This window comes from Microcoleus sp. B7-D4 (genome assembly GCF_036705125.1).
In the GTDB taxonomy this organism is placed as follows: Bacteria; Cyanobacteriota; Cyanobacteriia; order Cyanobacteriales; family Microcoleaceae; genus Microcoleus.
This window is the reverse complement of sequence record NZ_JAUBTT010000111.1, coordinates 1-24,659: the sequence shown is the minus strand read 5'-3', so window position 1 is coordinate 24,659 and position 24,659 is coordinate 1. Positions and strand designations below refer to the sequence as shown.

27 protein-coding genes and 1 pseudogene are annotated in these 24,659 nt (G+C 47.0%); 17 read left to right on the top strand and 11 right to left on the bottom strand.

Annotated elements, in window-relative coordinates; all coding sequences use genetic code 11:
- The 6 genes from QUB12_RS31820 to QUB12_RS31795 all read right to left on the bottom strand — a co-directional run.
- The coding region (locus tag QUB12_RS31820; RefSeq protein WP_333310194.1) for a hypothetical protein at positions 1–1,902 on the bottom strand (1,902 nt) is incomplete at its 3' end.
- Positions 1,902–2,441 carry a hypothetical protein gene (locus QUB12_RS31815; protein ID WP_333310192.1) on the bottom strand — a complete coding sequence of 180 codons (540 nt, stop codon included), beginning with the start codon at positions 2,439–2,441 and terminating at the stop codon, positions 1,902–1,904. The genes QUB12_RS31815 and QUB12_RS31820, both read right to left, overlap by 1 nt.
- 13 nt (positions 2,442–2,454) lie before the next feature.
- Positions 2,455–3,174: a hypothetical protein gene (locus tag QUB12_RS31810; RefSeq protein ID WP_333310190.1), complete on the bottom strand. Its 720-nt coding sequence runs from the start codon at positions 3,172–3,174 to the stop codon at positions 2,455–2,457.
- Between the two features lie 64 nt (positions 3,175–3,238).
- Positions 3,239–3,478, bottom strand: coding sequence for a hypothetical protein (locus QUB12_RS31805; RefSeq protein ID WP_333310188.1), 240 nt, complete (start codon positions 3,476–3,478; stop codon positions 3,239–3,241).
- Positions 3,478–3,654: a hypothetical protein gene (locus QUB12_RS31800; protein WP_333310187.1), complete on the bottom strand. Its 177-nt coding sequence runs from the start codon at positions 3,652–3,654 to the stop codon at positions 3,478–3,480. Before QUB12_RS31800 ends, QUB12_RS31805 begins: the two co-directional genes overlap by 1 nt.
- Positions 3,651–4,268 carry a hypothetical protein gene (locus tag QUB12_RS31795; protein WP_333310185.1) on the bottom strand — a complete coding sequence of 206 codons (618 nt, stop codon included), beginning with the start codon at positions 4,266–4,268 and terminating at the stop codon, positions 3,651–3,653. The genes QUB12_RS31800 and QUB12_RS31795 overlap by 4 nt, the downstream gene beginning before the upstream one ends.
- Positions 4,269–4,480: 212 nt before the next feature.
- On the opposite strand from QUB12_RS31795, the gene QUB12_RS31790 reads away from it, so the two are divergent.
- From QUB12_RS31790 to QUB12_RS31755, 8 genes are all read left to right on the top strand, one after another.
- Entirely contained in the window at positions 4,481–4,753 is a 273-nt protein-coding gene (locus QUB12_RS31790; protein WP_333310183.1) for a hypothetical protein, read from the top strand.
- A gap of 48 nt (positions 4,754–4,801) precedes the next feature.
- Complete coding sequence (locus QUB12_RS31785; RefSeq protein ID WP_333310181.1) at positions 4,802–5,374, top strand: hypothetical protein; 573 nt, start codon at positions 4,802–4,804, stop codon at positions 5,372–5,374.
- The gene (locus tag QUB12_RS31780) at positions 5,361–5,504 is read left to right on the top strand and encodes a hypothetical protein (protein ID WP_333310179.1); all 144 of its coding nucleotides are present in this window, start codon (positions 5,361–5,363) and stop codon (positions 5,502–5,504) included. The genes QUB12_RS31785 and QUB12_RS31780 overlap by 14 nt, the downstream gene beginning before the upstream one ends.
- Before the next feature lie 445 nt (positions 5,505–5,949).
- Complete coding sequence (locus tag QUB12_RS31775; protein WP_333310178.1) at positions 5,950–6,120, top strand: ribbon-helix-helix domain-containing protein; 171 nt, start codon at positions 5,950–5,952, stop codon at positions 6,118–6,120.
- A 343-nt stretch (positions 6,121–6,463) separates the two neighbouring features.
- Entirely contained in the window at positions 6,464–9,997 is a 3,534-nt protein-coding gene (locus QUB12_RS31770; protein ID WP_333310176.1) for a DUF3854 domain-containing protein, read from the top strand.
- Complete coding sequence (locus tag QUB12_RS31765; RefSeq protein WP_333310175.1) at positions 9,987–10,478, top strand: hypothetical protein; 492 nt, start codon at positions 9,987–9,989, stop codon at positions 10,476–10,478. Before QUB12_RS31770 ends, QUB12_RS31765 begins: the two co-directional genes overlap by 11 nt.
- A 311-nt stretch (positions 10,479–10,789) precedes the next feature.
- Positions 10,790–10,963, top strand: coding sequence for a hypothetical protein (locus QUB12_RS31760; RefSeq protein ID WP_333310172.1), 174 nt, complete (start codon positions 10,790–10,792; stop codon positions 10,961–10,963).
- Between the two features lie 207 nt (positions 10,964–11,170).
- Positions 11,171–11,665, top strand: coding sequence for a BRO family protein (locus tag QUB12_RS31755; protein ID WP_333310170.1), 495 nt, complete (start codon positions 11,171–11,173; stop codon positions 11,663–11,665).
- Between the two features lie 440 nt (positions 11,666–12,105).
- On the opposite strand, the gene QUB12_RS31750 is transcribed toward QUB12_RS31755, so the two are convergent.
- Positions 12,106–12,246, bottom strand: coding sequence for a hypothetical protein (locus tag QUB12_RS31750; protein WP_333310168.1), 141 nt, complete (start codon positions 12,244–12,246; stop codon positions 12,106–12,108).
- A 249-nt stretch (positions 12,247–12,495) separates the two neighbouring features.
- Between QUB12_RS31750 and QUB12_RS31745 the strand changes: the two genes are divergently transcribed.
- The 7 genes from QUB12_RS31745 to QUB12_RS31715 all read left to right on the top strand — a co-directional run bounded on the left by QUB12_RS31745 (position 12,496) and on the right by QUB12_RS31715 (position 20,189).
- Positions 12,496–14,016 carry an N-6 DNA methylase gene (locus QUB12_RS31745; protein ID WP_333310166.1) on the top strand — a complete coding sequence of 507 codons (1,521 nt, stop codon included), beginning with the start codon at positions 12,496–12,498 and terminating at the stop codon, positions 14,014–14,016.
- Complete coding sequence (locus tag QUB12_RS31740; protein WP_333310164.1) at positions 14,007–15,161, top strand: restriction endonuclease subunit S; 1,155 nt, start codon at positions 14,007–14,009, stop codon at positions 15,159–15,161. The genes QUB12_RS31745 and QUB12_RS31740 overlap by 10 nt, the downstream gene beginning before the upstream one ends.
- Positions 15,158–17,494 (top strand): EcoAI/FtnUII family type I restriction enzme subunit R, encoded by a 2,337-nt coding sequence (gene hsdR / locus QUB12_RS31735; RefSeq protein WP_333310162.1) that lies wholly within the window; start codon positions 15,158–15,160, stop codon positions 17,492–17,494. Before QUB12_RS31740 ends, hsdR begins: the two co-directional genes overlap by 4 nt.
- Positions 17,495–17,949: 455 nt before the next feature.
- On the top strand, positions 17,950–18,114 hold the full coding sequence (locus QUB12_RS31730; RefSeq protein WP_333310159.1) for a hypothetical protein: 165 nt from the start codon (positions 17,950–17,952) through the stop codon (positions 18,112–18,114).
- A complete protein-coding gene (locus QUB12_RS31725; protein ID WP_333310157.1) occupies positions 18,104–18,646 on the top strand; it encodes a thermonuclease family protein in 543 nt (180 codons plus the stop codon). Before QUB12_RS31730 ends, QUB12_RS31725 begins: the two co-directional genes overlap by 11 nt.
- A 379-nt stretch (positions 18,647–19,025) precedes the next feature.
- Positions 19,026–19,865, top strand: a complete 840-nt coding sequence (locus QUB12_RS31720; RefSeq protein WP_333310155.1) for a pentapeptide repeat-containing protein — start codon at positions 19,026–19,028, stop codon at positions 19,863–19,865.
- 192 nt (positions 19,866–20,057) lie between these two features.
- Positions 20,058–20,189 (top strand): hypothetical protein, encoded by a 132-nt coding sequence (locus tag QUB12_RS31715; protein ID WP_333310153.1) that lies wholly within the window; start codon positions 20,058–20,060, stop codon positions 20,187–20,189.
- Between the two features lie 68 nt (positions 20,190–20,257).
- On the opposite strand, the gene QUB12_RS31710 is transcribed toward QUB12_RS31715, so the two are convergent.
- The 4 genes from QUB12_RS31710 to QUB12_RS31695 all read right to left on the bottom strand — a co-directional run bounded on the left by QUB12_RS31710 (position 20,258) and on the right by QUB12_RS31695 (position 23,456).
- Entirely contained in the window at positions 20,258–20,665 is a 408-nt protein-coding gene (locus QUB12_RS31710; RefSeq protein ID WP_333310151.1) for a hypothetical protein, read from the bottom strand.
- Between the two features lie 143 nt (positions 20,666–20,808).
- Entirely contained in the window at positions 20,809–21,804 is a 996-nt protein-coding gene (locus tag QUB12_RS31705) for a tyrosine-type recombinase/integrase (protein WP_333310149.1), read from the bottom strand.
- 82 nt (positions 21,805–21,886) lie between these two features.
- Positions 21,887–22,651, bottom strand: coding sequence for a hypothetical protein (locus QUB12_RS31700; RefSeq protein WP_333310147.1), 765 nt, complete (start codon positions 22,649–22,651; stop codon positions 21,887–21,889).
- A 223-nt stretch (positions 22,652–22,874) separates the two neighbouring features.
- On the bottom strand, positions 22,875–23,456 hold the full coding sequence (locus tag QUB12_RS31695) for a hypothetical protein (protein ID WP_333310145.1): 582 nt from the start codon (positions 23,454–23,456) through the stop codon (positions 22,875–22,877).
- A 222-nt stretch (positions 23,457–23,678) separates the two neighbouring features.
- On the opposite strand from QUB12_RS31695, the gene QUB12_RS31690 reads away from it, so the two are divergent.
- Both QUB12_RS31690 and QUB12_RS31685 read left to right on the top strand, forming a co-directional pair.
- Positions 23,679–23,972 (top strand): hypothetical protein, encoded by a 294-nt coding sequence (locus QUB12_RS31690; protein WP_333310144.1) that lies wholly within the window; start codon positions 23,679–23,681, stop codon positions 23,970–23,972.
- A 56-nt stretch (positions 23,973–24,028) separates the two neighbouring features.
- A pseudogene (locus QUB12_RS31685) lies at positions 24,029–24,659 on the top strand (hypothetical protein); the annotation flags it as partial.

The window sequence follows — 24,659 nt, the reverse complement described above, 5'->3', positions numbered from 1 at the left end:
CGAGGAAAATAAACGCTCAGGAGCCACATTAGGGAACATCTGACTGACGGCTCGGACAGTCCACACAAAGCCGGACAGCTTGTCTGGCAACGGTTCTAGCTCATCGGACTCAATCTCGTTATCGGACTCACTATCCGATGATGTGCCATCTTCCGTCGGACTATCGGACTGCTTTTTATCCCCCAAATTGAACTCCAAATTGTAAATACGCTCCCAGTATTCAGCGTCAGAAAGCTGGTTTTTTTGGGCGCTGTTACCCGTCTCCGATGAACTATCAAAGATGTTATCTGGAGCCTCGGAACCGCCATCAATCCATGAGGTGTTCACTTCAATTTGTGGCATTAAACCTAATACGGGATTCCCAATCGTGGAGAGAACAATCGGCGTTTGCTCAGCCATAGAAGCCGGGATTAATAGGCTCAAGTCCGCTGTTAGTCTATCCCGTGTTTCCTTACTGGCAATGACGTTTGAGTTGTTTAACATTTGCTCGATTACGCCATAAGACCCTTGTTCCTCACCGTTGCTCGTAGTGCGTACTAAACCTTGAGCTAGCAAGGCTAAATTAAGGCGAATATTGCTGTCCGCAACCCCACTAGATGCGATGTTGAAAGTCTGCGTACAGATGAAGTAGCCGACATTATACTGACCCCCTACGGTCGCTATACTTCCCAGTTTGGAAGCCTTCTCTTCCCACAGTTGCGCGTTTCGTTTCTGCACTAAGCACTGGTAAGTGGCGAACCAATCTTCAAGGATTATTTTAATTGGTCGGTTGCGGTAGGTTTCCTCGGTTGCTGGCTTAGATTTCCGACGCTGCAACTTCTCGTAAACCTCATCCAGAAACTTCATCGACTCGTCTGGAAGTAGCGGGTCAAATATCATGATTCGATTTCTCGGAACGCCGGGAAAATCTTCGTATTTCTGGGCGATGACGTAAATCTCTGCCTCTGGGAATCGGGTTGTTAAATCCTTTAGCCACTTACGCAGAGTGCGAGTTTTCCCGCAGCGAGTAGGAGCTGCTAGGAAAATCGAACTGTTTATTGCCACCAAAGAATTTAAGGTTTTGGCTGCTATTTGATGAGCTATCTCAATGTTGGAGTTTGACTGGATGGCTGGCGCTGAATCAGATTCAACTTTGTCACCAGGGTTATTGATGCCGTCGAATGTTTGCGTCCCAGTCAGCCGAAGTTGAAAGGGATTTTTTTGATTCCGCAAAAAGTCGATATATTCTTGCTTTTTATCCTCTGGTAAACCCGCAGTTTCTGCCTCAAAAACTGCTTCTTCAGCTTCCATTTGAGCAATGCGGATGTCGGCTTCACCCAAAACTTCACACTGCTTGAGAACCACAGCGCAGTCATTCGCGATAGCTTCCAAATCACCCTCGGTTTGAACTTCTTTAACCCTCATAGCTCGGTAATCTTCCAGCAGTTCAGCACGAGCATTGAGTTGCCCTTTTGCCAAGTCCCGCTTCTCTGCAATGACTTCATAATTTGCAAGTTGGCGTTCAGAATTTTGCAGACTTCTCAAGCCAACACCTGCCACCCAAAAACTGCCTCCAGCAAGCGCCATCCACCATGCTTTATGGGGATTTGTGGCGGGGGTTTTCTTGTGAAAAACCACCTCACCAGGGATGCCATTAGCCTTCCACTGCTCTGCGTGGTATTGGGTCATTAGATACGGTTTCCCCGTTTTGTCAGCACATTGCAGCGACTGTTTGCTGCGAATGCAGACCTCCACCATGTCGCTGGCTGTTCCTTTTAGCGCATTGATTCCCCCATAAACTCCCAGTACAAGCGCTAGAGCCACAGCCGACAACTTGCCTGGAATTGGGAAACCTTCAAAGGTCAGAAGCAATGTGCGGTTTGACTTAAGTAATTGAGCGTGTTTTTCTGTTAATGGCGACATTATTTCTTTGCTCCTTTGACCTTGAAAATCAAGCAAAAGATGATAGCTACAAGCGCAATTGACGGCAAGTAATCGAAGTAGTTAGGAGCAGGTTTTTTCACGGTCTGAAGCTCTTTGATTCCTGTTGTCACACGCGCTTTTGCATCGCTTGCTTGTTGGGATTCCCCCACTGGGTCGGCAAGGCTAGCAATCATGCCAAACGTCACCCCAGCGCCAACAATTGCAGTAGGCAAGCGATGCTTAGATTGCCCGGTAATCTTGGCTGCCAAATAAACCTGGTAAATCCCAATCGCCACTACCGAACCGCCTGCGACTTGCATGGCATGGAAGGCAAAAACCACTGCTGAACCAATAGCTGTGGGTGCGATAACTTCGCAGAAATTAGCAGCATCCCGGTATTGGCGTTCGGCGTTAGTTTCCTCTGGTTGTGGTTGGTCAATTGTTGGTGCGGTAACTTGCTGATATTGCTGTTGCTGGTGCTGTTGAAGACCCCCTCCCGTAAAGGAAAGGGGACTCGCCCCGATAAAACCTTCGTGCATAGTCCCCTCTCTTTTAACGGTTATTGAAATTCATTACGTTCGCAAACCAGCCCCCAAACCCTCTAGCCGTACCAGTTGCCGAAACGCTGTTGGAGAGGCTGGCTGATCCAATAGTGACTGGCACTTTCTCCTGAATCCCTTTGTCCGAGCCGACTGTTGCGCGACTGAGCAGCTTCTGTCGCCTTTCTCGAAGTGATTCTTGGATTGTCTGACGTTTCTCTGCGACCTCACCCCGATTTGCGATGGCTTCCATCTTGTTCTCGTGTCGCCACAGCTCGGCCTGTAAGTCGCCTGTGAGCTCGGAAGCAATCTCGGCTAAGCCGTGCTGACGCTTGGTTTCAATCTTCAGCATTGCTGCACGGTCTTTGGCATCTAATTGCTCCATCTCGGAGCCGAATTCTGCGTTGAGTTTGCGGATTTTCGCAATTGCATTCCCAACTTTAGAGCCAAATTTCTTCCGAATTTCCGTCCAAGTAACTTGTCCGTCGGCAATTTTTCCCAGCGCCTCCAGATAGGTTTCAGCGTTATCTAAAAATGGCTCTAAAACTAAGGCAAGCTGTTCGGCGTTGGCTGCTTTATCTGCCATCGCTTCAAGCTTCGTAACATCGCTCAAGTAAGAGAGGATGTCCGCTTCTGTGTCAGCCCAATCTCCCGCCTTCTCATCAATGTATGGGCTGTGTCCCGCTGCTGGGTTCCTTATTGCTACGCTGCTAGTGTCTCGTCCAAAATCCATAGTAAAATCTCCTTAGATGATTCCCCCAGCGCAAGCTAGGGGATGATTTACGCGGCCAGCCGATTTACTTTCTCAGGGCGATCGGCTGGCTTTGATTTGTCATTTGGTTGAGCTTGTCAGATACTCGATCGCCCGCAGGATGCCCAACATGGGGCAGAAATTCACCGCGTCGCCAAGATTCGGAAAGCTCGATCGCACGTTCTAAGTCGAGCCCAACTGCGACATACTGGCACTCCGGGAAACCGAGATTGCTGCACCCTTCAACATCACAGCCAGATTTAGACAGAGTAGAAAAAGTCATCATTAATCCCTCAAGCTTTGAATTTGTCCGATTATTTCAATCCCCTTCGCGTCCGTAATTCCTTCTTCTCTCAGGCTTTGGGCTGCTGCCAGCACAGCGTCCTGAGACTTGTTAGCTACAACATTAAATACTCGCGGGGTGTTGTATTCGCGCTGCACTTTCACTTTGTAAAAGCTCATGATTCCGCCCCCAGCTTCATTGCCCGCAGTTGTGCCAGAACTTCAGCTTGTGCCTTCTGTTCAGCTTGAAATACTGCCAGAGCTCGTGCAGCCCCACGGTTTTGAGCAGCATTGATTTCAGCATTGTCCAAGTCAGCGTCGCGCTGTTGAGCAGCCTGGTTTTCGGCTGCGATTTGAGCTAAAAGCTGTTGCACATTTTGATTCAAAGATGCGGAATTAGAAGTTGCAGTTTGATTGAGTTCTGCAATCCGTCTGTCAAGTGCAGGCGTGTATTCAGAAATTGTTAAAGCTCCGGTTGCAGTAGCAGAAGTCGCGGCCGGTGTCGCTTCTACCAGCTTTCGCAGTTCGCTAAGTTTTCCTGCATTCAATAGTTTGCAAGCTTTGAGAGCAAGCTCAGAGTATTGGGTTGCACGAGCAGCGCCACGGCGTAGGGTTTGGATGTCCAGCCCGTAGATGCTCTGAAGCTTGGAAATCGATTGCTGCAATCCGGCTTTGCTCAGTTTCAGCAGCCCTTGAATTTGCACCGCAGAGTACCAGGTTTCCTCGTCCTCTGGCTCAGGATTATCGATTGGCTCGACTTCAACGTCAATTACAGCAAGGCTTTCTGGTTTCATAGTTTAGTCTGTCTCAGAAACGATATTTATCGATAAAAACGATTTCTATCGATATGTGTGTTAGTATATCAGTGCATCGGTGCATTAGTCAACTAATGCTTTTTGGCTCTTGTTCTCGAATAAATTGATGGCTTTATGCGTTAATGCCTTGTTGCTCAAATAAACTGGTGGATATGTCCATCAGCAAAAGGGGTAATGTGGCAAAAGGAGAGATGTCAATTCGGGTCTATCTGTTACCCGAATTAAAAGACAAATTTAAAACAGCTTGCTTTCTTAATGGGCTGAATATGTCAGATGTTACCGCCGCACTTATTGAAGAATGGGTGGCGAAAAATCCTGTAGACCTACCAGCATCCCCAAGAATTTCTAAGGCGCTAACCGAAACTGGTTCCGCCGACCCGCAGCCCCCCAAGCCGGAGCCAACAGCAGTGGAAACAACCACAGCGAAGGCTAAGCGGGGCAAGGTAAGTAAAGGTGCTAGTTGATGTCTAGCAACTATTTAGCAAATGTCTAGCAAAGGAGAGTAAAACTTAGTGAGCGAATCAGTTAGAGCCGTTCGGGCCTCGGTGCAAATAGGTTCCCTAGCAGTAGATGGGTTTATGCTGCCAGATGGCAGTTACAGGATGAGCCAAACACAGGCGGCGGAATGTGTGGGGAAACCTGAAATTAACGCCCGACGCTTTTTGGATTCAAAAGCCATCAAATCTTTACTGGGTCAAGGTTATACGCCCGACAGTATTGAGATTGAAGCAAGTTCCGATCAACTTCGCGGCCAGAGTCGATTCAATGCCCTTCCCCTAGAAGTGGTTACTGCTTACTGGCTTAGTCAGGCCGGCGAAGGAAATAAACAGGCATTGAGCTTGGTTTGGGCGCTGCTGACTGAAACCCTAGAACGTCGCTTTGACACTGCTTTTAACATCACTCGCAGTGAGACGGAACGAAACGAACTCCTGAGTCAGCGAGTTCAACAGCTTGAGCGTGATATCAGAGAAGCATTCTGGGTTGACGATGAAGCCAGAATCGAACGCGACCACTACGAACGGTTGCTCAGAGAGAACGGCATTGACCCGTGGGGCATTCCGGGAGCCAGAGATGAGTCTGGCTGAACAGCACAAGAGCAAGACTGACTATCCCGTCTTAGCTATTCGGGCGATCGCCCCTAGGGAGTTGTGGCGGCGCCAGCGATCGGCGGGTGTGGAGAGTTGGAGTGGCGTAGGCGATCGGTGTGGAGCTTAGAAAGAAGGCAACAAAGAAAACTTAGAAAAATCTTTAGAAATCCTTGGAAATCCTTGGAAACCCTTGAACAGCCTCGCTAAGAAATGCTAGAAAAATCGTTTTTTTATTAATTTCTTACGCCCTAATACGTGCAGCGACAAGGTAGGTGTACTACTGCTGGTAACAGTAAAACTACGATTGGTAAGGGTAGTAGCCAAAGCAAATTGCTATCTAGGGTAGTAGCAACGAGATGGTAATAGCAAATGCTAGGCACTATCTAGGCGAACACCTGTCACGGCTTACTGTGTAAGGTTCACCTTACCATTTATCGTCTAGCTATTTAGCTACCTAGATAGCTAGGTTCAAGAATTGGATTGAAACGTTCGATCGCAATTGCAATTCTTATTGTAAGATGGAGAGAACCACATTTTTTGTGAGGCCTATGTCTCGTGTTTCGCCAACAAGGATGACTTGCACAATTAGCGACGAATTGCTAGCCGAACTAGATGAAGCTTGTTACCAAAGCCGAGTTTGTCGCTCTGAATTTGTGCGCGAAGCTCTGGCAATCTATCTCAAAAACTTTCACGCACAGAGCACCAAGCTTGCCACGCCAAATGAAAAAGCACTGGCAGAATGAGACTTCCAGTGCTTTTTTAGTTTATTTTTTAGTGTAAACGTCCTGTTTTTGTTCTCTTTTTAATCTTGGCGGATTGAATTAACAAAAACAGGAACTTAAGCCATTTAAAGGGGTGTGGCTTATTGCTTGATGTCAACCCCTACTAATAAATTGTGTCTTATTTTGGTCAAAAAAGCAATCTAAGGTTGCGCGTTCAAAACGAGGGATACAGCGCTCTAGACAGCGTTAAAAATTCTTCTAAGCCTTATTCTACCTCAACTGTACCACAATCTCCTGTAAACACGCAAAATAACCGGGGATTTTCTGCTGTTGATTTTGGAACGACGATCGGGGGTGCAGTGTAATGAAAGCCACTACCTCTACATCGATCGACCTACACTTCAACATTCACGACTACAAAGAACGGTTAACCCCATCCAAAAAAGGGAAGTTCCACTGCCCGGTCTGCAATGATCCAAATTTCAGCATCGACAAGAAGGGCCCTGGATATGCCTGTTACAAAGGTGGTTGTGAGGCTAAAGATATTCAAGAAGCCATCCGCCCCGCCGCCGAAGTTAAACAGCTACTGGAAGCCGATCGCGAGCGCAAGAGAAAAACCCCAGTCCCGTACAGTTTGTCAGCCGCACACCTCAAGGAAATGGCACTCAGTGGCATCCCTGAAGGTTTGGCGCGGATGAGCATTCGATCGGTAGACGATGCTCACCAGATAGCTGAATTCCTAGACTGGAAAGGATACATGGGGTCGATCGGCTGGCTGTATACCGGAGTAGACCCAGAGACGGGATTTGATACTGGTATTGGACAATTTAAGCCTGACGAACAATTCGCCTTTCCTAACGGCAATCTTGCCAAATATCTAAGCCAGAAACACGCTTACGACGCCGCCTGTTTAAGAGTGCCGTGCTGGGTAATGCGTAAGGTTAGCAGCCGTTACGGTGTTCCGATGCCGGACGGTATGGCGGTTATAAACGACTCAGACGATGTAACTCCCGTATTTTGGCGCTGGGTTATCGACAACCCGCAACTACCCATCAGTCCCGCCGAAGGGGTTAAGAAAGCGCTGCTGTTACTAGCTGAAGGGCGGATTGGAATCTCGATCAGTGGCGTAGATATGGCGACGATCGGGCGTGGGGTGGATTTAGTACCGAGCCTGAAAAAGCTGGCAGTCAAAGGTCGCCCGGTTGAACCGTTCTATGATGCCGACATTATTGAGAAACCTGATGTAGAAAATGCTTTGATGGCTTTCGGTGCAGCGTTGACACGGGCCGGCTGTGTAATTACTGTTCCGACGTGGGATTTAAAACTGGGTAAAGGTGTTGACGATTTGGCTGTTAACGAAGGTGAAACTTGGGAAAGTTGCCTTACTGTCTTGAGCTACAAAGATTGGCTCAAAAAATTGGAACAGCAGCGGCAGGAATCCAAAAAGCGATCGCCCGTCAAGAAAAGCAAAGATACGGTTGATTCACTTAAGCAAAACTCTGAGCAACCGTCAGAGGAGGAATTAGACAGAATCCACGAAGAAAACCTTAAATATGGCGATGACCCAGAGCGAAAAGTTGAATTCAATCAGCAAGCACTAGGTTTTCTATTTGGTGACAAACCTTGGATATGTGCTGATGGCAAACTCTACTACTGGACTGGCAATCATTACAAGTATTCTCCCGATTCCGAGCAACGCCCCCGAATTGCCTCATACTGCAATAGCTTCCCGGTCTTTAAGGAAAAGAAAGGACTAACTTTCCCCTTCGCTAATCCAGCCTCAGCTAATCAAGTTCTAGAGTGGGCAAAGATGCGACTAGAAATCAATTCTGATTTACTAAATCCTCCCGGCTTGAACTGTACCAACGGTGTCCTGCAACTACATTGGGATACTACCGCAGTAAGATTAGCTCCGATGCCTAGATGGGAACTGATAGAGCATACTCCCGACCTTTACTACACCTACCAGCCGATCGCCACTTATAACCCGGAGGCTGTGACCGAGCACTGCGATCGACTGATGGAAGTTCTCAGCGCACCCCAGCAAGACATTTTCCTCAAAACCATCGCTGCCAGCCTAGATCTAGAAACAGTCCGCAAATACAAAGGTCGGATGGTAAGAGCGCTGCTGCTTAAAGGCTACGGCTCCAACGGTAAAGACACGCTCAGGGAAATAGTGAGCTTGATGTTTGGCCGTATCGGCATGACCGCTGCCACACTTTCTGATTTTGCGGCCTATGACGAGGGTCGCAAGTTCCCGCTGGCTCGCACTGCTAGCAGTCGAGTCAACTGGGCTAGCGAAAATGCTCAGACGGCGCGACTGGACAAAATCCAAAGTCTCAAAGCTTTCATCACTGGGGATACGCTATCCCGTGAAGGGAAGGGTAAAGACGAAGAAGACTTCATTCCTAAAGCGATCGCTGTCTTTAACTGCAACGATACGCCCAATATGCAGGGAAGTTTGGAAGCTATCAAGTCTCGGTACGGTGTTTTGAGCTTTGACAAGACGTTCAAGGTCAAAGCTGACCCAACACGGGGGGAAATTGAAGCCGACCCACGATTTAAATACGACCCAGACTTTCTGAAAGCAGAAGTATTGCCAGCATTCTTAAACAAAGTCCTTGACGCTTTGGTAGCGCTGATGGCTGATGGCATCGACTACACAGCCACCGAGGCTGCTATGGCGGCAATTCAGGCAGAGAATTCTCACTTGTTCCAGTTCTCGCAAGACACCGGACTTAACTATTCACCCGACGATAGCCTTACCGCTAGCGATATCTGGACACGACTAGAAACGTGGTATCAGGACAACGGGACGCTGGTGTATGAAACTGCAAGCAACGACAAACTTAAGGCGGTGTGGTTTGACCAACCAAAAAGAGGCGACTACAACGTAAAAGGAGCTAATCAGGTACTAGCAAGAATTCAAGCATTGTTCCCCAAGGCGACTCGCACCACTATTTATTCTGCTACAGCCAAAAAGTCTGTACCTGCACTTACAGGTATTGGTTTTGTAGCTACCCGCCCCAGTTCCGACCCAGTTCCGACCCAATACCCGCCCCAAGAAACTGTTACACAGCAAGACTTCCGACCCACCCGACCCAGTTTTTCTGATTTTGAGCAAAATCAAAAAATTTTAGAAGAAGTGGAAGCAGAAACGGAAGCGGATCTCGAAAATCTTGCTGATAATTTTGTCTCTGAAACAGTAGAACCTGTCAAAACTGGGGCGGGTGGCTCGGAATCCTTAGATATCAAGGTTTCTTGGGGCGGAACTGGGGCGGAAACTGGGTCGGGTGGCATAGAAACTGGGTCGGGTGGAGTTGAAAAAACGATCGCACTGCCGGAACCGGAAACAACACCAACAGCACAAACAGCACCGCCAACAGCACCGACAGCACAGCCGATCACACCCCCGGAACCCGAAACAGCACCAACAGCACAAACAGTCGCGCCGCCGGAGCCGGAAACAGCACCAACAGCACCAACTGTACCAACACCGCCAACAGTCGCACCGATCGCAGATGAGTTGCCGTTACCGACAATCATCAAAAACATTCGAGAAGCCATCACCAACATTGACCAAGCTGCTGCAAAGATTACTTGGCAGAAAATCAAAAACTCGGCAACTCAGAAGGAAGCGGTAAAAGCCGATCTGGAGCCTGATGAAAATCTGAATTTCCGGCTGCTGCTAAATACTGGCTGGCTCAAGGGTACGCAGGTACGGTACACCGGAACGAAATTTGCGGAACAGTATGCGGGTATCGAATTAACGGTTGAAGATTTGCGAGACCGGAACGGAATCACCTGCCGGAAGCCTGACGGAAGCTACACCGCCGACCTGGATAAGGAGGATTTAGAGAAGCTTGAGCAGCCGGAGGTGATCGAAGATGCCGAATAATTTAGTCGTTGCCATTCGATCGCCCGCGCCCATCCAGACCGACCCCGCCACCCATGCCGAATGTTTAGCATTTGTCCGTACTACCCTTGCCCAAGCCGATCGCCAAACTGCCCTAGACATCAAAAACGTACTAGCCGAAGTTTGCGCTTCTGGTTATGCCGATCGCGCGCAAATCTGGGCTGACCTCACCCCAACTGAGCAGCAGCAATTCCAAGAATTACTCGGCCCGCTACCGATCGCCCGCGAGTTTGCCCGAAGAATCCGAGAGGCGATCGGCTACCAGTCCCCGGCTGTAGCTTCGGCTATTTGGACTGACTTTGAACGCGCGATCGAACGTGGCGAATTGTCAGTCGCCGATGTTGTGGCGGTTGTCGGCGATCGGCACTTCCTAGATTTTCAGGAATTGGTCGCGCGTTGCCCAAAATATTTTAGCGAACTCTCCGCACCGTCGATCGAAGCCGCCACCAAAAAAATTAGCTGATTTTTTGTGTGCCCTAAAGTCAGGAATTTGCAGTATAAAATCAGGCGTTTGCAGTACAAAATCAGGTCTTTGCAGGTATTTGTAGGGGCTGCATTTTACCTGCATTTACCTGAAAATATCCTGCTTTCCGTCTGCAATTTCCAGCCAAATTACTGCCTTTTTGTGCTGTTCGTGTCTTGACCTGTTGGGACTGCTTATAGTTGTTCTCTCTCAGTAGCAAGCAATGTTTTTGTGATCACAAACTTGACTTTTACTTGCAGAAACAAAAACAATGCGCCCTTATGAATGGGGAATCTTAGGTATCAAGGCGCTTGATTTTTACCCGCTCTGAGACTGTGCCTGCTGCTCACATTGCTCCTCCTGTTGTGGCGGTTTTTGTGGAGGCGATCGACGCTGGCCAGCTTACAACCGCCGATGTTCTGGCCGTTGCGGGTGTGGCAGAGTTTGCGGAGTTCGATCGGCTGTTGGGTTTGCGCCGCGCATGAAAACTGATATTTTTTCATACTTTTTGATAGCGAAAACTAACCAAAACTAACCAAGCCGATCGTCCGTAATTCCGCTCCCTGGTTCTCTTTCCAGTTCTGTAGACGGAAAAAAGCAACCAGGGATAAGACATAAATCAGCATATTTTGTACATATTGCTGCTGACTTTATTGGGCTTTTAGCCCGATCGAACACCACCCCAAAAAAATATGACAATTTTACAATTTCAGAAGTTTTACGAATTCGACATCCGGGTTATTGAGATTGACGGGCAACCTTGGTTTGTCGCCAAAGATTTATGTACTGCTTTGGGCATCCGCAATTCCCGGCAAGCTTTGCGAAGGCTCGATAAAAGCGAGAAAATGCCTCTTTCTTACGAAAAGGTACGGGCCTGTAATGACGACCCAGACACCACAAGGCTTTCAGCCGTCTCTGAATCGGGGATGTACTCTTTAATTTTCAGCAGCCGCAAGCCAGCGGCAAAGGAATATCGTAAATGGGTATGCGAAGAAGTTTTGCCCAGTATCCGCAAAACCGGGCGCTATTCCTTGGGCGAAGAAGTTGCTCCTCCCCAGTCATTACTTGCTGAATCAGAAGCAAAGCTTACCAGGGCGCAGCAATTGGCACTCTGGGCGCGGGAAATGGCGGAAGCAGAACAACAACAACTACAACAACAGCAAAGGCGAATAAATCCAGGTCGTTAGTCCGATCGCCTGGACGAACACCGAGGCCGGGGATTGACCCCAGAGACGGCCGCACTTCTTCGATCGCACATTCTGGGAATACAGCCGCCGGAGATGGGAGAAGAGGAAGCGGAGTTTAATTTACTTTATTTAACTTTATTTAACTTTATTTGACTTTATTTGACTTTATTTGACTTTTCTTGACTTTTCTTGACTTTTAGCCCGATCGCCCACAACTCCCGCTAATCTGGGATGGGGTGCGATCAGGTGAATTAATACACTTAATACAGTGTTTTTACGCTGTCTGATAGTGCAATAAATGTACTTAATGTACTTTCTGGACTGTTTGATCGCCTGTGCAGTACAAAAAGTCTACATAAGAGTCTACATAACCCTGACTCCCCGGCGGGTGCGATCGAGGGGGAGATTGCTTATATTTCCTTATATTTTGTTATTTTTCCTTATGCCCGCCCTCCACATAATGTGGAACCGACAGCCACAGGCATTACAGCTTTTGTCGTGTCGATCCGTCGGTAGCAGCCGCCTGCTTGACTTTTCGGGTTAGAACACAAAAAGCTCGATCGCCTTGTCGTAAGCGACATTCCGCCACTCGCAGATCGCCAGTAATATTGCCCAAAACCTAATCTGCTTGTGCTAGCAGTTTTATCTAGTTAGCTTACTAGACAAACAACCACTATAAGCTAGCGTATGTCTAGTGGCTTAACTAGACAGGGGCTAAGCCTGTTTAAGAGCTAGAAAATGTTTAAGTCTAGCTATGCAATGCTGTAGGGGAGCCCTAGATCGGCATATACTCTAAAACAGAAATGGTAAACATCCCGTAGCAAAGTTAGATGTTCGAGCAAACCTTTAGAAATATTGATGACGTTCTCAGAAAGGAGGCGGGCTGCACTACGGAGCTGGACTATACAGAGCAAACGTCTTGGCTATTGTTTCTGAAGTATCTGGATGATCTGGAACAGGAAAGGGCGCTAGAGGCAGAGCTAGTCGGTAAAGCTTATGAGTTTATTATTGATGAGGCGCATCGGTGGTCATCTTGGGCAGCACCAAAAAAGCCAGATGGCAAGGTGGATCACGATCATGCGCTGATTGGCTCTGATCTAATTGATTATGTCAACCGCACGTTATTCCCATATTTACAGGGTTTCAAGCAACGGGCTACCAGCCCCGATACGATCGAATATAAGATTGGCGAAATTTTTAGCGAGATAAAAAACAGGTTTCAAAGCGGCTACAGCCTGCGGGATGCGCTGGAATATATTGATGAGCTACGGTTTAAATCGCAACAGGAGAAACACGAGCTATCCCATCTCTATGAAGCCAAAATCAAGAATATGGGCAATGCGGGGCGTAATGGTGGTGAATATTACACGCCGCGTCCGTTGATTCGGGCCATGATTCAGGTGGTGAAACCGAAAATAGGCGATCGCATTTATGATGGTGCTTGCGGTTCGGCAGGATTCTTGTGCGAAAGTTACGATTATTTGCGTCAGGGTAATCTCACCACGAAACAGTTAGAGACACTTCAGAATAATACGTTTACGGGGAAGGAAAAGAAGAGTCTGGCCTATGTCATTGCGATCATGAATATGATTTTGCATGGCATTGATGCGCCGAATATTATCCACACCAACACGCTGACGGAAAATCTTAGTGATATTCAGGACAAGAATCGTTTTGATGTAATCTTTGCAAATCCGCCCTTTGGGGGGAAGGAACGCCCGGAAATACAGCAGAATTTCCCAATTAAGACTGGGGAAACGGCATTTCTGTTTTTACAGCATTTCATCAAAATCCTGAAAGTCGGCGGCAGAGCTGGAGTGGTAATCAAAAACACGTTTCTGTCAAATTCGGATAATGCTTCACGGGCTTTGCGTCAAGAGCTTTTGAGTAGCTGCAATCTGCACACGATTTTGGATTGTCCTGGGGGGACTTTTATCGGGGCGGGGGTGAAAACGGTGGTGCTATTTTTTGAGAAAGGACAACCCTTCGACTCTGTTCAGGAACTGCCTTTATTTGCTCAGGGAAAACCTTTAACTGAGGGGATGGCTACTCAGAAAATTTGGTATTACCAACTTGTTCCAGGGCGGAATATGGGTAAAACCAATTCTCTGAATGATGAGGATTTACGGGAGTTTGTCGAGTTACAGGCTACGTTTGCAGAAACAGAAAAATCTTGGCTGGTGGATATTGCTGATGTCGATCGGGTGACGTTCGATTTGTCGGTGAAGAATCCAAATAAGGCTGAGGAATTGGCGTTGCGGGAACCGCAGGAAATTTTGGATGAAATTGCAGTTTTGGATGGGGATAGTACGGAAATTTTGGCAGGAATTGAGGAAATGATATGCCGTTAATAGTTGATAATGGGCAGTTGCCAGTAGGTTGGAAAATAAAAAAACTTGCTGAAGTTTGTCAAATAGAAAAAATTCAAGGTATCTATACTAATTTGCCTTATGTTGGCATGGAAAATATTGAATCTAATACCGCTAGGTTTATTGGTTCAATAAAGCCACAATCTGTAAAAAGTTCAACATTTAAGTTTAATTCTAACCATGTATTATATGGAAGGCTCCGTCCCTACCTTAATAAAGTATTAGCTCCAAGTTTTGAAGGACACTGTTCAACTGAAGTTTTTCCAATAAAACCAAGCGAATGTTTAAATAAAAACTTTCTTCTCTACTGGTTGTTAATGGATTCAACAGTAAAGCGTATTAATGCGACTTGTACGGGTGCGCGAATGCCCAGAGCAAATATGGCTTCAGTGTTGGAGTTTAATTTTCCTCTCCCGTCTCTTTCTGAACAAAAGCGGATTGTGGCAATTTTGGATAAGGCGTTTGAGGGGATCGATCGCGCGATCGCCAACGCCGAAAAGAACCTCGCCAACTCCCGCGAACTATTTGAAAGCTATCTGCAAAATTTAGATGCTGAGAAAGAGCCTCTAGGTAATTTAGTTGATATTAAAACTGGTAAACTTGATGCAAATGCTGCTACTGAAAAAGGTCAATATCCCTTCTTTACTTGCTCAAGAGATATATATAAAATTGACAGATTCGCTTTTGATTGTGAAGCCATTTTACTTGCAGGAAACAATGCAGTTGGTGACTTCAATGTTAAGCATTACAAAGGTAAATTTAACGCTTATCAAAGAACTTATGTAATCACTGTCAACAAAGAGAATAGAATTCTCTATAGATATTTGTATTTTCAGATACTTAAAAGTCTTAAAAATTTTAAATTACAATCTGTTGGTGCAGGTACAAAATTTTTGAAGATAGGCATGATACAAGCTTTACAGATAGCTTTACCTACTCTCGAAAAACAGCAAGAAATTATTTTTATGCTGGATAAACTCGAATCTGAAACCCAACGCCTCGAAACCATCTACCGCAAAAAAATCGCCGCCCTCAACGAACTCAAACAATCCATCCTGCAAAAAGCCTTTACTGGCGAACTCACCGCCGACACCCCAAAAACTATTAAGGAGAAGATTGCTGCATGAACGAAGCCGAAACCCGCGCCGAACTCATTGACCCTGCACTAAAAACCGCAGGATGGGGAATCATCGAAAATAGCCGCATCCGCCGCGAACTTATAGCCCCTGGTCGGTTAATTGGTAACGGTAAGCGCGCTTCATCAGAATACGCCGATTATGTGCTGGTTTATCGGGGTGAAAAACTCGCCGTCATCGAAGCCAAAAAACGCGACTTACCTGACACCGAAGGTTTAGGACAAGCCAAAAAATATGCAGAAAAACTGGAAACCCGGTTTGCCTACTCTACCAACGGCATCGGCATCTACCAAGTAGATATGCACACAGGGGCCGAAGGCTACATCAATCAATATCCCACCCCGGATCAACTGTGGTCAGCCACCTTTAGCGAAGATAACCAGTGGCGAGATCGCTTTGCTGTTATCCCCTTTGAAGACAAAAGCGGTACATGGGAAGCCCGTTATTACCAACACAATGCCATTAAGCACGTCCTAGAAGCGATTTGCCAAGGAAAAGACAGGATTTTGTTAACGATGGCAACTGGTACGGGTAAAACGTGCATTGCCTTCCAACTCGCCTGGAAACTTTTTCAGAGCCGTTGGAACCTCAGCCGACACCCCACCCGTCGCCCTCGTATTTTGTTTCTAGCAGATCGCAATATCTTAGCTAGCCAAGCCTATAACTCTTTCTCAGCCTTCCCCGATGATGCCCTCGTCCGCATTGACCCCAAAGCTATCAAAAAACGCGATCGAGTTCCCAAAAATGGCAGTATCTTTTTCACCATTTTCCAAACCTTCATGACTGGAAAAGATGAAGAAGGTAATCCCACTCCTAAATTCAGCGACTATCTCCCCAACTACTTCGACTTCATCATTATTGATGAATGTCACCGGGGCGGAGCAAGTGACGAAAGCAGTTGGCGGGGTATTTTGGAATACTTCTCCCCAGCAGTACAGCTCGGACTTACTGCTACTCCTAAACGTGAAAATAACGCCGACACATACGCCTATTTTGGCGAACCAGTCTACACCTACGCCCTCAGAGACGGTATTAATGACGGGTTTCTTACCCCTTTTAAAGTCAGGCAAATTGAAACCAACTTAGACGAATATATTTACAGCACCGAAGATGAATTAATAGAAGGTGCAGTAGACGAAGCCAGAACCTACACCGAAACCGACTTCAACCGCATCATCGAAATCGAAGAACGGGAACGCTATCGAGTACAACTATTCATGGAGGTGATCGACCAAAAAGAAAAAACCCTAGTATTTTGTGCTAACCAAGCCCACGCCCTTGCGGTGCGTAACCTGATTAACCAGAACAAAATCAGCGCTAATCCAAATTACTGTGTCCGCGTTACCGCCGATGATGGGGAACTGGGAGAACAACACCTAAGAACCTTTCAAGACAACGAGAAAAATATTCCCACTATTCTTACTACTTCCAAAAAACTATCCACTGGGGTTGATGCTCGGAATGTTCGTAACATTGTGCTGATGCGCCCCATCAAGTCAATGATTGAATTTAAACAAATTATCGGTCGCGGTACTCGGCTATTTGATGGTAAAGACTACTTCACCATCTACGATTTTGTCAAAGCCTACGAACACTTCAACGATCCAGAATGGGACGGCGAGCCCCAAGAACCTGTAGCTGTCACATCTAGGCGATCGGGTAAAGATGGATTGCAAGTGTCTCCAACAAATGACACGGGCAAAGGTAACGAAAATATAGAATCTGTCGGCTCCCGAACCATCAAAATCAAACTAGGTGACGGCAAAGAACGCACCCTTGAACACCGAATGTCTACCAGCTTTTGGAGTCCAGACGGTAAACCTATGAGCGCCACAGAATTCGTAGAAAGACTCTTTGGTGACATTCCTGAACTATTCAAAGATGAAAACGAATTAAGAACAATCTGGAGCTACCCAGACACCCGTAAAGCCTTGCTAGAGGGACTGACAGAGAAGGGTTACGCCGAGGAACAACTAAGGGAAATTAGCCGCCTGATTGATGCCGAGAAAAGTGACCTGTATGATGTGCTGGCTTATATTGCCTATGCCACTCCACCCATAAGTCGCAGAGAGCGCGTCCTCGCTCACAAGGCCTTGATTTTCTCGCGTTATATGGGCAAACAGCAGGAATTTCTGGAATTTGTGCTAGAACAATACATCCAAGAAGGGGTAGGGGAACTCGATCGCTCGAAACTACCTAAGTTACTAGAGTTAAAATATCACGCTCTTCGTGATGCTGTTACCCAATTAGGAAGCATTGCAACTATCAGTGAAGTATTTATTGGGTTTCAGCAGTATTTATATTCACAGGATAGGGTCGCTTGATTAAATAGGTGACTCCCTATCAGGGATTGAAACCAAGCACACTTTGATTCGGTTTGATTCCTGGTTTTTGACCAAAAAGAGTGACCAGCGTTCTGGTTGCGGTCGCCTTCGGTGGCAATCGACAGAGCCAGAACCACCCCAACTGCTTGCCGCTTGGCACTTTGTGATTACCAGTGATTTCTCTTTTGCAGAGATTATACTTAAATCAGGTTGGATAACCACCACCACAAATACAGCAATTAACTCTCTTTTGTCACTTTCGGCAGAAAATAATCTGGGATGGTTATAGCATAAGACTTTTACCAAAAACCTTGATTTCAGCCATTCTGTTGGAAAATAAATGCTCAAATCCTTGATCTATCTACAGTTGAAAATTTGGCTCTTATTTTTAATTTCCCAGAGTGACAAAAGAGGGTTAAGCACCTAGCGAACGCTAAACGGAGTCTAAAAATGTGATGTTTATTACCCCGCTTGTCCTGACAATTATGGCTCAAGTTTCCCAACCGCCAAACACTCAAATTAATGCCCAGGTAGTTAGTGTCGGCGATGGCGACACCCTTACAATCCGCAGTAGCAACGGGCAAAACATAACCGTGAGGTTGGCGTGCATTGACGCCTGAAAGGAATCAAGCGGGAGGACAAGAGGCAGCCAACCGCCTTACTGCGCTTCTTCCAAGAGGCACAGGAGTTAAAGTTCTTCCTGTGGACAAAGACCAGTACGGGCGCACGGTTGGGGTGGTTTTCAGCAATAAAAATATTAATTTGCAATTGCTACAAGAAGGGCAAGCATGGGTCTATGAGCAATACATCAGCAACTGTCGCAGCGCTCAACAATTGCGGCAAGCTCAGAGTTCAGCTCAACAGCAACGGCTTGGGCTATGGAGCCAAGCAAATCCTTGCCCCCCTTGGGACTTTAAAAGAAATCAGTGTGCAGTAAAGCCCGCTGCTGCCCCCCAAAGACCTGCACCGAGTCCACAAAGACCTGTACCAGCTCAACAGAGTAATTGTGACCCGAGTTACCCCGACGTGTGCATTCCACCTGCACCACCTGATTTAAATTGTGGCGACATTTCTCATCGTCGCTTCCGCGTCCTACCCCCAGATCCTCACAAATTCGATCGAGACAAAGATGGTATCGGGTGCGAAAGCTAAATTACTCAAGTAAACCCCGCCTAGCCAATTGATTACGGGGGTTTCATTATGCTCAAATCCTATTTTGTCTCTTGACAGGGCGATCGCTGAAACAGTATTCTGATTGAGCCAGATGCCAGTCAACCTTGAAAACCTTATATTTTAAGCTTCCCCGACCTTGGCTGCCACAAAAAACCTAAAACCCTATCAGGGATTGAAACTGGGGGGATTCTCGAAGGTGGGAATCACTGAGATAGCGGCAAAAAACCTAAAACCCTATCAGGGATTGAAACTTGTGAGATCATTGTCACAAGTAGCGATCGCTTGCCACAAAAAACCGAAACCCCTATCAGAGATTGAAATAATACGGTGAAATATCTCTAAGTACAAAGAAACGAGTATGCAGTCACAAGAAATTACCCCAGAATTTTTTATTAAACCTAATATTGACTTACAGGCAGGTAGTCAAGAATTGTTGACTATGGTTAGTCTTTCCAAAGACCAATTAAGGCAACGATGGAACACACCATCTGGTCAATATATTATTAGTCACTGGAAAGGACATAGTTTTGAGCGACAAAGTTTAGAGTCTCTTGTAGGCAAATACTACGGTCAAACTGACATTAGAGGAATTCCTCTGAATAGAGAAAACCTCACTAAGGTAAACCTGAGCAAAGTCGATCTTTATGGAGCTAATCTAGAAAATGCCATTTTGAAATATGCAGATTTGAGTGAAGCTTGGCTTTCTGAATCAAATATAAAAGGCGCTTGTTTTGATTTTGCAAATATGAAAGGGGTTTTAATAGACAACGTAGAATTTAACAGTAAAACCAGTTTTATGGGAGTTAACTTAAACGCAGTCAATTTCACTTTAGCAGTTCTATTGCAGGACTTTGCAAGTGGACAGCAAAGAATTGAAAATCTAAAAACTCGCCATCCTATTTTAGCAGTTTTCCTGAGAATTACCTGCGATTATGGGCGTTCTTTTACAAGGTTTTTTTTGTGTTGTGTGTTAGTGATATTTAGTTTTGCTTTACTGTACCTTATTCCTGGTTGTTTAAACAAACCAGGCTTTTGGAATAGCCTTTATTTCTCTGCACTAACATTTACTACATTAGGTAGTGATATTCAGCCTGTATCTATGCTTGGAAAAATTTTTTTGATTTTAGAAGCAGCGATTGGTTACTTAATGACTGGATTATTAGTAGCAATTTTAGTCAGAAAAACTATTGGTGATTAATATATTGATAACCATAGTTACAAAAATTTTTAACTCTATTCTTAAGCTTACTGTTTTTTGCTAAAATGTATTTTGCCGATCGCCCGCTAAGTTGCCAGAGACAAACCGCTAGAATCGTTTGGTTTGGCGTGTAAATATTTAGAATTCGTGGCAACCGTTCGATCACTCAAAACATAGAACCTAGCAGAAGACTTGCTTATTACTGAGCAGCCGACCGCAGACATTTCAGCTTTTGCCGCGTCGATCGGGCTTTCCTTATTCCATCACAAAAAGCCCGATCGCCTTGCCGTCAGCCACACTCCGGCACTTGCCGATCGAACTTAAGACAACCGCTTTGGCTGTACCGATCATGCAACCGATCAGGTTTATGAAAAAGCCTGCAATTTGAATTTTTAAAACTGAGAGCAGGCATAGCGCAAAATTTCTGCTGCTACCGTATCCTTGGCAGGCACCGTAGGTACTTTATCCGCGCTTTCTAAGGGAACTTGCTGTACAAAAGCACCTTGGGCATTTACTCTTTCTACTGCTCTCAGCGCTAAAGTCCCTTTGAAGCAGTCGGCTTGGTATCGCATTCCCCTCAACGGCTTTCCTTCAGGGGAATTGGTTACGGTGCGGAAAGAACTTTTTTTGACCCCGGAATCAAACAGGTAAGTCTGAGATGAGCGATCAAAGTATATCTGATTGCCGTCTTCGGTCGTCACCACTTTTACCCATTGCTCCGGCTGTCTTTGAGCGTAGACCGCTGTTGCAGCGGTAACGCTTAATATTGAGGCTGCAATTACTTGGATCGACTTGTGCATTTGTTTACCTTGGTTTGAACGCAGACTGGTGTAAAACCCTAAGACACAGAAGTTTTGTAGCATAAAAAGTTATGGAGACTCTGTTTCTTAGGGTTTTACACCGATCGCCCAATGTACTTCACTTTTCCTAAAGAGTCGATCGCTCAAAACATCCCATCAAGTAAATCCGTAACGTCTCTTTGGTCGCGGCCGCGATTATCGTCATACACCATCAAGGTATTGAGATTCTTGTGTCTGCTTAACTTTTGCACCTTACGTACATCCCCGTCTGTTGCGTCCAGTGCCGCCGTGATTGCCGAGTGACGGATGCGGTGAGGAGACATCTGTTTTTTAATGCCAGCACTTTCACAGTGACGAACAAGGATTCTTCTCAAGCCGTCGCCCGTCAGCCGATGACCTGTATTAGCAAAGTCGAGAGCCGTAAATAGCGGGGCATCTTGAGAGGAATTGCCACCCCTAGCGTCGAGCCAGTCGGTAATTGCTTGAACAGTGGCCGCCCCCAAGTCCACCACCTCAGCTTGCGTCCCGCGTCCCTTGCCAAAAATCCGCAAAGTCTTATCGGCGGGGTCAAAGTCGCGAATGTTCAACTGACTAATCTCATTTCGTCTCAAAGCATTACCCCACAACAGGCGAAGCAAAGCATAATCACGCTTGCCAGACAAAGTTGCCCGGTCGCACTGCTGCAAAATTCGCTCAAAAGTTGGTCGGTCAACCCCAGTTGTATCGCGGTAACTGGTAACTTTCTCTCCCTTAATATCCCCTAAAGTATAGTGACATACGCCAAGTTTGCGACCCATTTCCACCAGACTTTTGACCGCCGCCAGCCGCCGATTAATAGTCGCTTCCTTGAGTCCCTTGTCGATTAGCTTGGCCTTATATTTAAGTACAACCGACACGGCCTGACGCTCTTCCAGGTGTAGGAACTCCAAAACATTATCAGGGACAGCCGCCGTCCCCGTCATAGTTACTAAAAAATCATTCACGTCCCGCTCATAGGCGCGACGGGTATTTTCGGAGCGCTTGTCGGCAAGTAATTGTTTGAGCACGTCGGGGTCAGTGTCTACAGTATCGAAATACCTTTCAATTTTGGCATCAAGGGAAGCTTCGAGGCGGATGATGGAAGAGTCTGCTTGGTTCATAATTGCGGTCTTGATAATGATACTTTACGCGAACACTAAAGGAAAAAGCAACCCCATCCTTTTAGAGATGGGGTCAAGATATCTAGGCGGCAAACTTCAGTCGCTTAAGTTGGTTCAGAGCCGCGGCCTGATTTTCTTCCTCAAGCACGATCGCCGGAATATTTTCGCCGACCTTCGGATTGAGTTGCTTCGCCAGAACTGCGGCATGAAATTGAAGATGGCCAGAGACAACTCGGTATCCGCCAGAATCCCGGACTAACACGGGCGGAACCACGAAACCGCCGATCGACAAACTGAGCTCGCCTAAAACCTCTAGCTCAAACTGATCAAAGTTGGTTGCAGGAATATCAGAGGTGATCCGTTTGACCGCGACTAGCGAGAGGTTGAGCTTCTTAGGTGCGATCGGTTGCAGCCGTCCCCTTCCGTTGTCTCCCCGGTTCGGCGGTTCGTCATCCCCTGTCCCGATGGCTGCGAGTGCGACTGGTGCAGGTGTTGAAGGTGTTGCGGTTTTTTTGGCTGAAAGTGTTGCAGGTGTAGGCGTTGAAGGTGTTGCGGGTGTTCGATCTGGTACGGGTGCTGTGACGGTTGCGTCGGTTTGGGCGATCGCCCTTTCGACTTCGGCGACAGGTTCAAAAGTTTGTTCGGCTTCGTGTTGGGCGATCGATTCTAAACAAGAGACGGTGGCTTGCCAATGTCCGCGAACTACGTCTGATGCTGTTTGGCTCATTGTGCAAACATAGCGATCGTCCTCGATGCGTCTTGCCAGAGGACAGACGGCGCAAGTCAGCGCGACGGGGGTATTGGGGCGGTCGATCGTTGTGGCTGTAGCAGTTTCGGTTAAAATCATGGGAGTCCTTCTTGGGGCTAATTCCGCCGGCCTTGGGCGTCCAAACTTCGGGCCGGCGGTTGTTTTTTGTACTAGATATATACTAGCAGTGTGTCTAGTTGTTCTCTAGTGATTAAGCTAGTATTTGTGTCTAGTAATTCTGATGAGTCAGCGCTAGTACATTTGTCTAGTTTATGTCTAGATACCGCTAGCGATTGATGGTTCGCTAGCGGTCGGGCAACGGCTAGCTAACGGCTAGCACCTCAGCTTTTGTAACCAGGACTTTCAACCTCGCAGCGATGTTGACCCGGTTGCCCCTTGCATCCGCGCCTTTAGCTTTGGCAAGCTTGCGAATGTCAGCGAGTGACATTTTGTTGAGTAGCGTTTCGATGTCTGTAGCGGGTGACTCTGGCGCTGTCGGTGCGATCGTTTCTACTGGTGTAATGTCGGCTGGTGTGGACTGAACATCAATTACTGATTCATCTGGCACTGTCTGTGACTCTGGCGCGGTTGGTGCGAAAGGCTCCGGTGCGATCGGTTGTGTCGGTGCAGTGTCGGCTGGGGACAGAATGCCGATCGCGTCGGTGGCAAACTTGACTACCAGTGCATCTTTGAATGTAGCGATTTCAGTCGGATCAACGTGGTGCAGCATCATCAGCGCCTGGTCTACTTGGGAGAGCGCACTTTGGCAAGCTTGCTCGACCGACAACAGTTGCTGCTGATGCTCTTGAAGTTCGCTCAATTTCGCTTGTAGAGCTGCGATTTGGGCGTTGGTGGTATCAATTGCTGTAGCGATTTGGGCAAATTTGGCGGCGAGTAATTGCATGATTTTTTCCTGTGGTGTGTAGTGTGAAGTGGCTGCTAGCGTCGGGTTTGTGTCGTTCCCCCTCAGCTATATTTATATACTAGCAATCTGTCTAGTATTTGTCTAGCGATTAGTGTCTAGTATTTGTGATAGCATTAATGCTAGTATATATGTCTAGCTTATATACTAGACAAGAGGCTAACAAGGTGCTAGATTGTAGCTAGTTTATTACTAGACAGAATTATGACAAGCGAAACCAATAAGCCCGAAACTTCTACGACTAAACGGCTCCAGCTCAATTTGAGACTGGACGGACGGGAGGACTTGCTAGAAGCTATCAAGGCCACCGCCGAAACTAACGGCTTAAGCGTCAATTCTTGGGTTGTGGGGTTGCTGGAGTCAGCGACGGGGATGAAACCTGCTAGTGCAGCGCCGACAGGTGGGGATTTAGAATCAACCATCGCCCCCTTGCTAGACAAGTTGCTAGCAGAGAAGTTAGCCAGCTTTGAGGAACGGCTGGGAAAATTGAGTGCCTGAGTGAGTCATCGCCACCACCATCACTCAGGCAAGAATTAGAGGCTAAGGATAAAGAATTGGGATCAAGGACGCGGCAACTAGAAGAGCAAGACCGGGAACTGTTAAAGTTTCATGAGCGGATCGGGGACTTATGGCTTAAGGTGCCAGATTTGAAGGAGCAACTCGATATCGAGCGCGCTGATCGTAAACTCATTGAGGAGGAATACTGGGATAAGGTGGAAGCTTTCACAGAATTACGATCGGAACTTGCCAAACTCCAAAAAAATCTAGCCACTGCTAACCAACAATTAGAGGGAGTGACAGCCGATCGAGCGCAACTCCAAGCCCAACTCGCAGAACTGCAAGCGCAACTTGCAACACTGGCAGCCGATCGGGAAGAACTCGCCCAACTCAAGAAAGAAGCCAAGGAAGCTGCGGAAGAGGTACACCGGGAGGGAAGGTCGATCGAGCTTGAGAAAGTCCGCTGGCAGCAGCAACTGAGCGACGCCAGGGCTGAACTAGAAGAGGCGAAGGCAACTATTCTCAAGCAAGGCGACAAGATTCGGGAATTGGAGCGCGGGTATAGCTTGAAGCTTAACCCTGTGGAGTCTGCTTTGCGCTTGGAGATTGCCGAACTCCGATCGCAACTCGCCGACCTGGAACAGAATCCAGCGACTGCCAGCCAAGATTTACCAGAAGCGGCCGACC

Excerpts from the sequence above, each read along its gene's own strand:
- QUB12_RS31815 (WP_333310192.1), bottom strand. The coding sequence starts at position 2,441 with ATGCACGAAGGTTTTATCGGGGCGAGTCCCCTTTCCTTTACGGGAGGG.
- QUB12_RS31810 (WP_333310190.1), bottom strand. The coding sequence starts at position 3,174 with ATGGATTTTGGACGAGACACTAGCAGCGTAGCAATAAGGAACCCAGCA.
- QUB12_RS31805 (WP_333310188.1), bottom strand. The coding sequence starts at position 3,478 with ATGATGACTTTTTCTACTCTGTCTAAATCTGGCTGTGATGTTGAAGGG.
- QUB12_RS31800 (WP_333310187.1), bottom strand. The coding sequence starts at position 3,654 with ATGAGCTTTTACAAAGTGAAAGTGCAGCGCGAATACAACACCCCGCGA.
- QUB12_RS31795 (WP_333310185.1), bottom strand. The coding sequence starts at position 4,268 with ATGAAACCAGAAAGCCTTGCTGTAATTGACGTTGAAGTCGAGCCAATC.
- QUB12_RS31790 (WP_333310183.1), top strand. The coding sequence starts at position 4,481 with ATGTCAATTCGGGTCTATCTGTTACCCGAATTAAAAGACAAATTTAAA.
- QUB12_RS31780 (WP_333310179.1), top strand. The coding sequence starts at position 5,361 with ATGAGTCTGGCTGAACAGCACAAGAGCAAGACTGACTATCCCGTCTTA.
- QUB12_RS31775 (WP_333310178.1), top strand. The coding sequence starts at position 5,950 with ATGACTTGCACAATTAGCGACGAATTGCTAGCCGAACTAGATGAAGCT.
- QUB12_RS31770 (WP_333310176.1), top strand. The coding sequence starts at position 6,464 with ATGAAAGCCACTACCTCTACATCGATCGACCTACACTTCAACATTCAC.
- QUB12_RS31765 (WP_333310175.1), top strand. The coding sequence starts at position 9,987 with ATGCCGAATAATTTAGTCGTTGCCATTCGATCGCCCGCGCCCATCCAG.
- QUB12_RS31755 (WP_333310170.1), top strand. The coding sequence starts at position 11,171 with ATGACAATTTTACAATTTCAGAAGTTTTACGAATTCGACATCCGGGTT.
- QUB12_RS31750 (WP_333310168.1), bottom strand. The coding sequence starts at position 12,246 with ATGTCGCTTACGACAAGGCGATCGAGCTTTTTGTGTTCTAACCCGAAA.
- QUB12_RS31745 (WP_333310166.1), top strand. The coding sequence starts at position 12,496 with ATGTTCGAGCAAACCTTTAGAAATATTGATGACGTTCTCAGAAAGGAG.
- QUB12_RS31740 (WP_333310164.1), top strand. The coding sequence starts at position 14,007 with ATGCCGTTAATAGTTGATAATGGGCAGTTGCCAGTAGGTTGGAAAATA.
- hsdR (WP_333310162.1), top strand. The coding sequence starts at position 15,158 with ATGAACGAAGCCGAAACCCGCGCCGAACTCATTGACCCTGCACTAAAA.
- QUB12_RS31730 (WP_333310159.1), top strand. The coding sequence starts at position 17,950 with ATGTTTATTACCCCGCTTGTCCTGACAATTATGGCTCAAGTTTCCCAA.
- QUB12_RS31720 (WP_333310155.1), top strand. The coding sequence starts at position 19,026 with ATGCAGTCACAAGAAATTACCCCAGAATTTTTTATTAAACCTAATATT.
- QUB12_RS31710 (WP_333310151.1), bottom strand. The coding sequence starts at position 20,665 with ATGCACAAGTCGATCCAAGTAATTGCAGCCTCAATATTAAGCGTTACC.
- QUB12_RS31705 (WP_333310149.1), bottom strand. The coding sequence starts at position 21,804 with ATGAACCAAGCAGACTCTTCCATCATCCGCCTCGAAGCTTCCCTTGAT.
- QUB12_RS31700 (WP_333310147.1), bottom strand. The coding sequence starts at position 22,651 with ATGATTTTAACCGAAACTGCTACAGCCACAACGATCGACCGCCCCAAT.
- QUB12_RS31695 (WP_333310145.1), bottom strand. The coding sequence starts at position 23,456 with ATGCAATTACTCGCCGCCAAATTTGCCCAAATCGCTACAGCAATTGAT.
- QUB12_RS31690 (WP_333310144.1), top strand. The coding sequence starts at position 23,679 with ATGACAAGCGAAACCAATAAGCCCGAAACTTCTACGACTAAACGGCTC.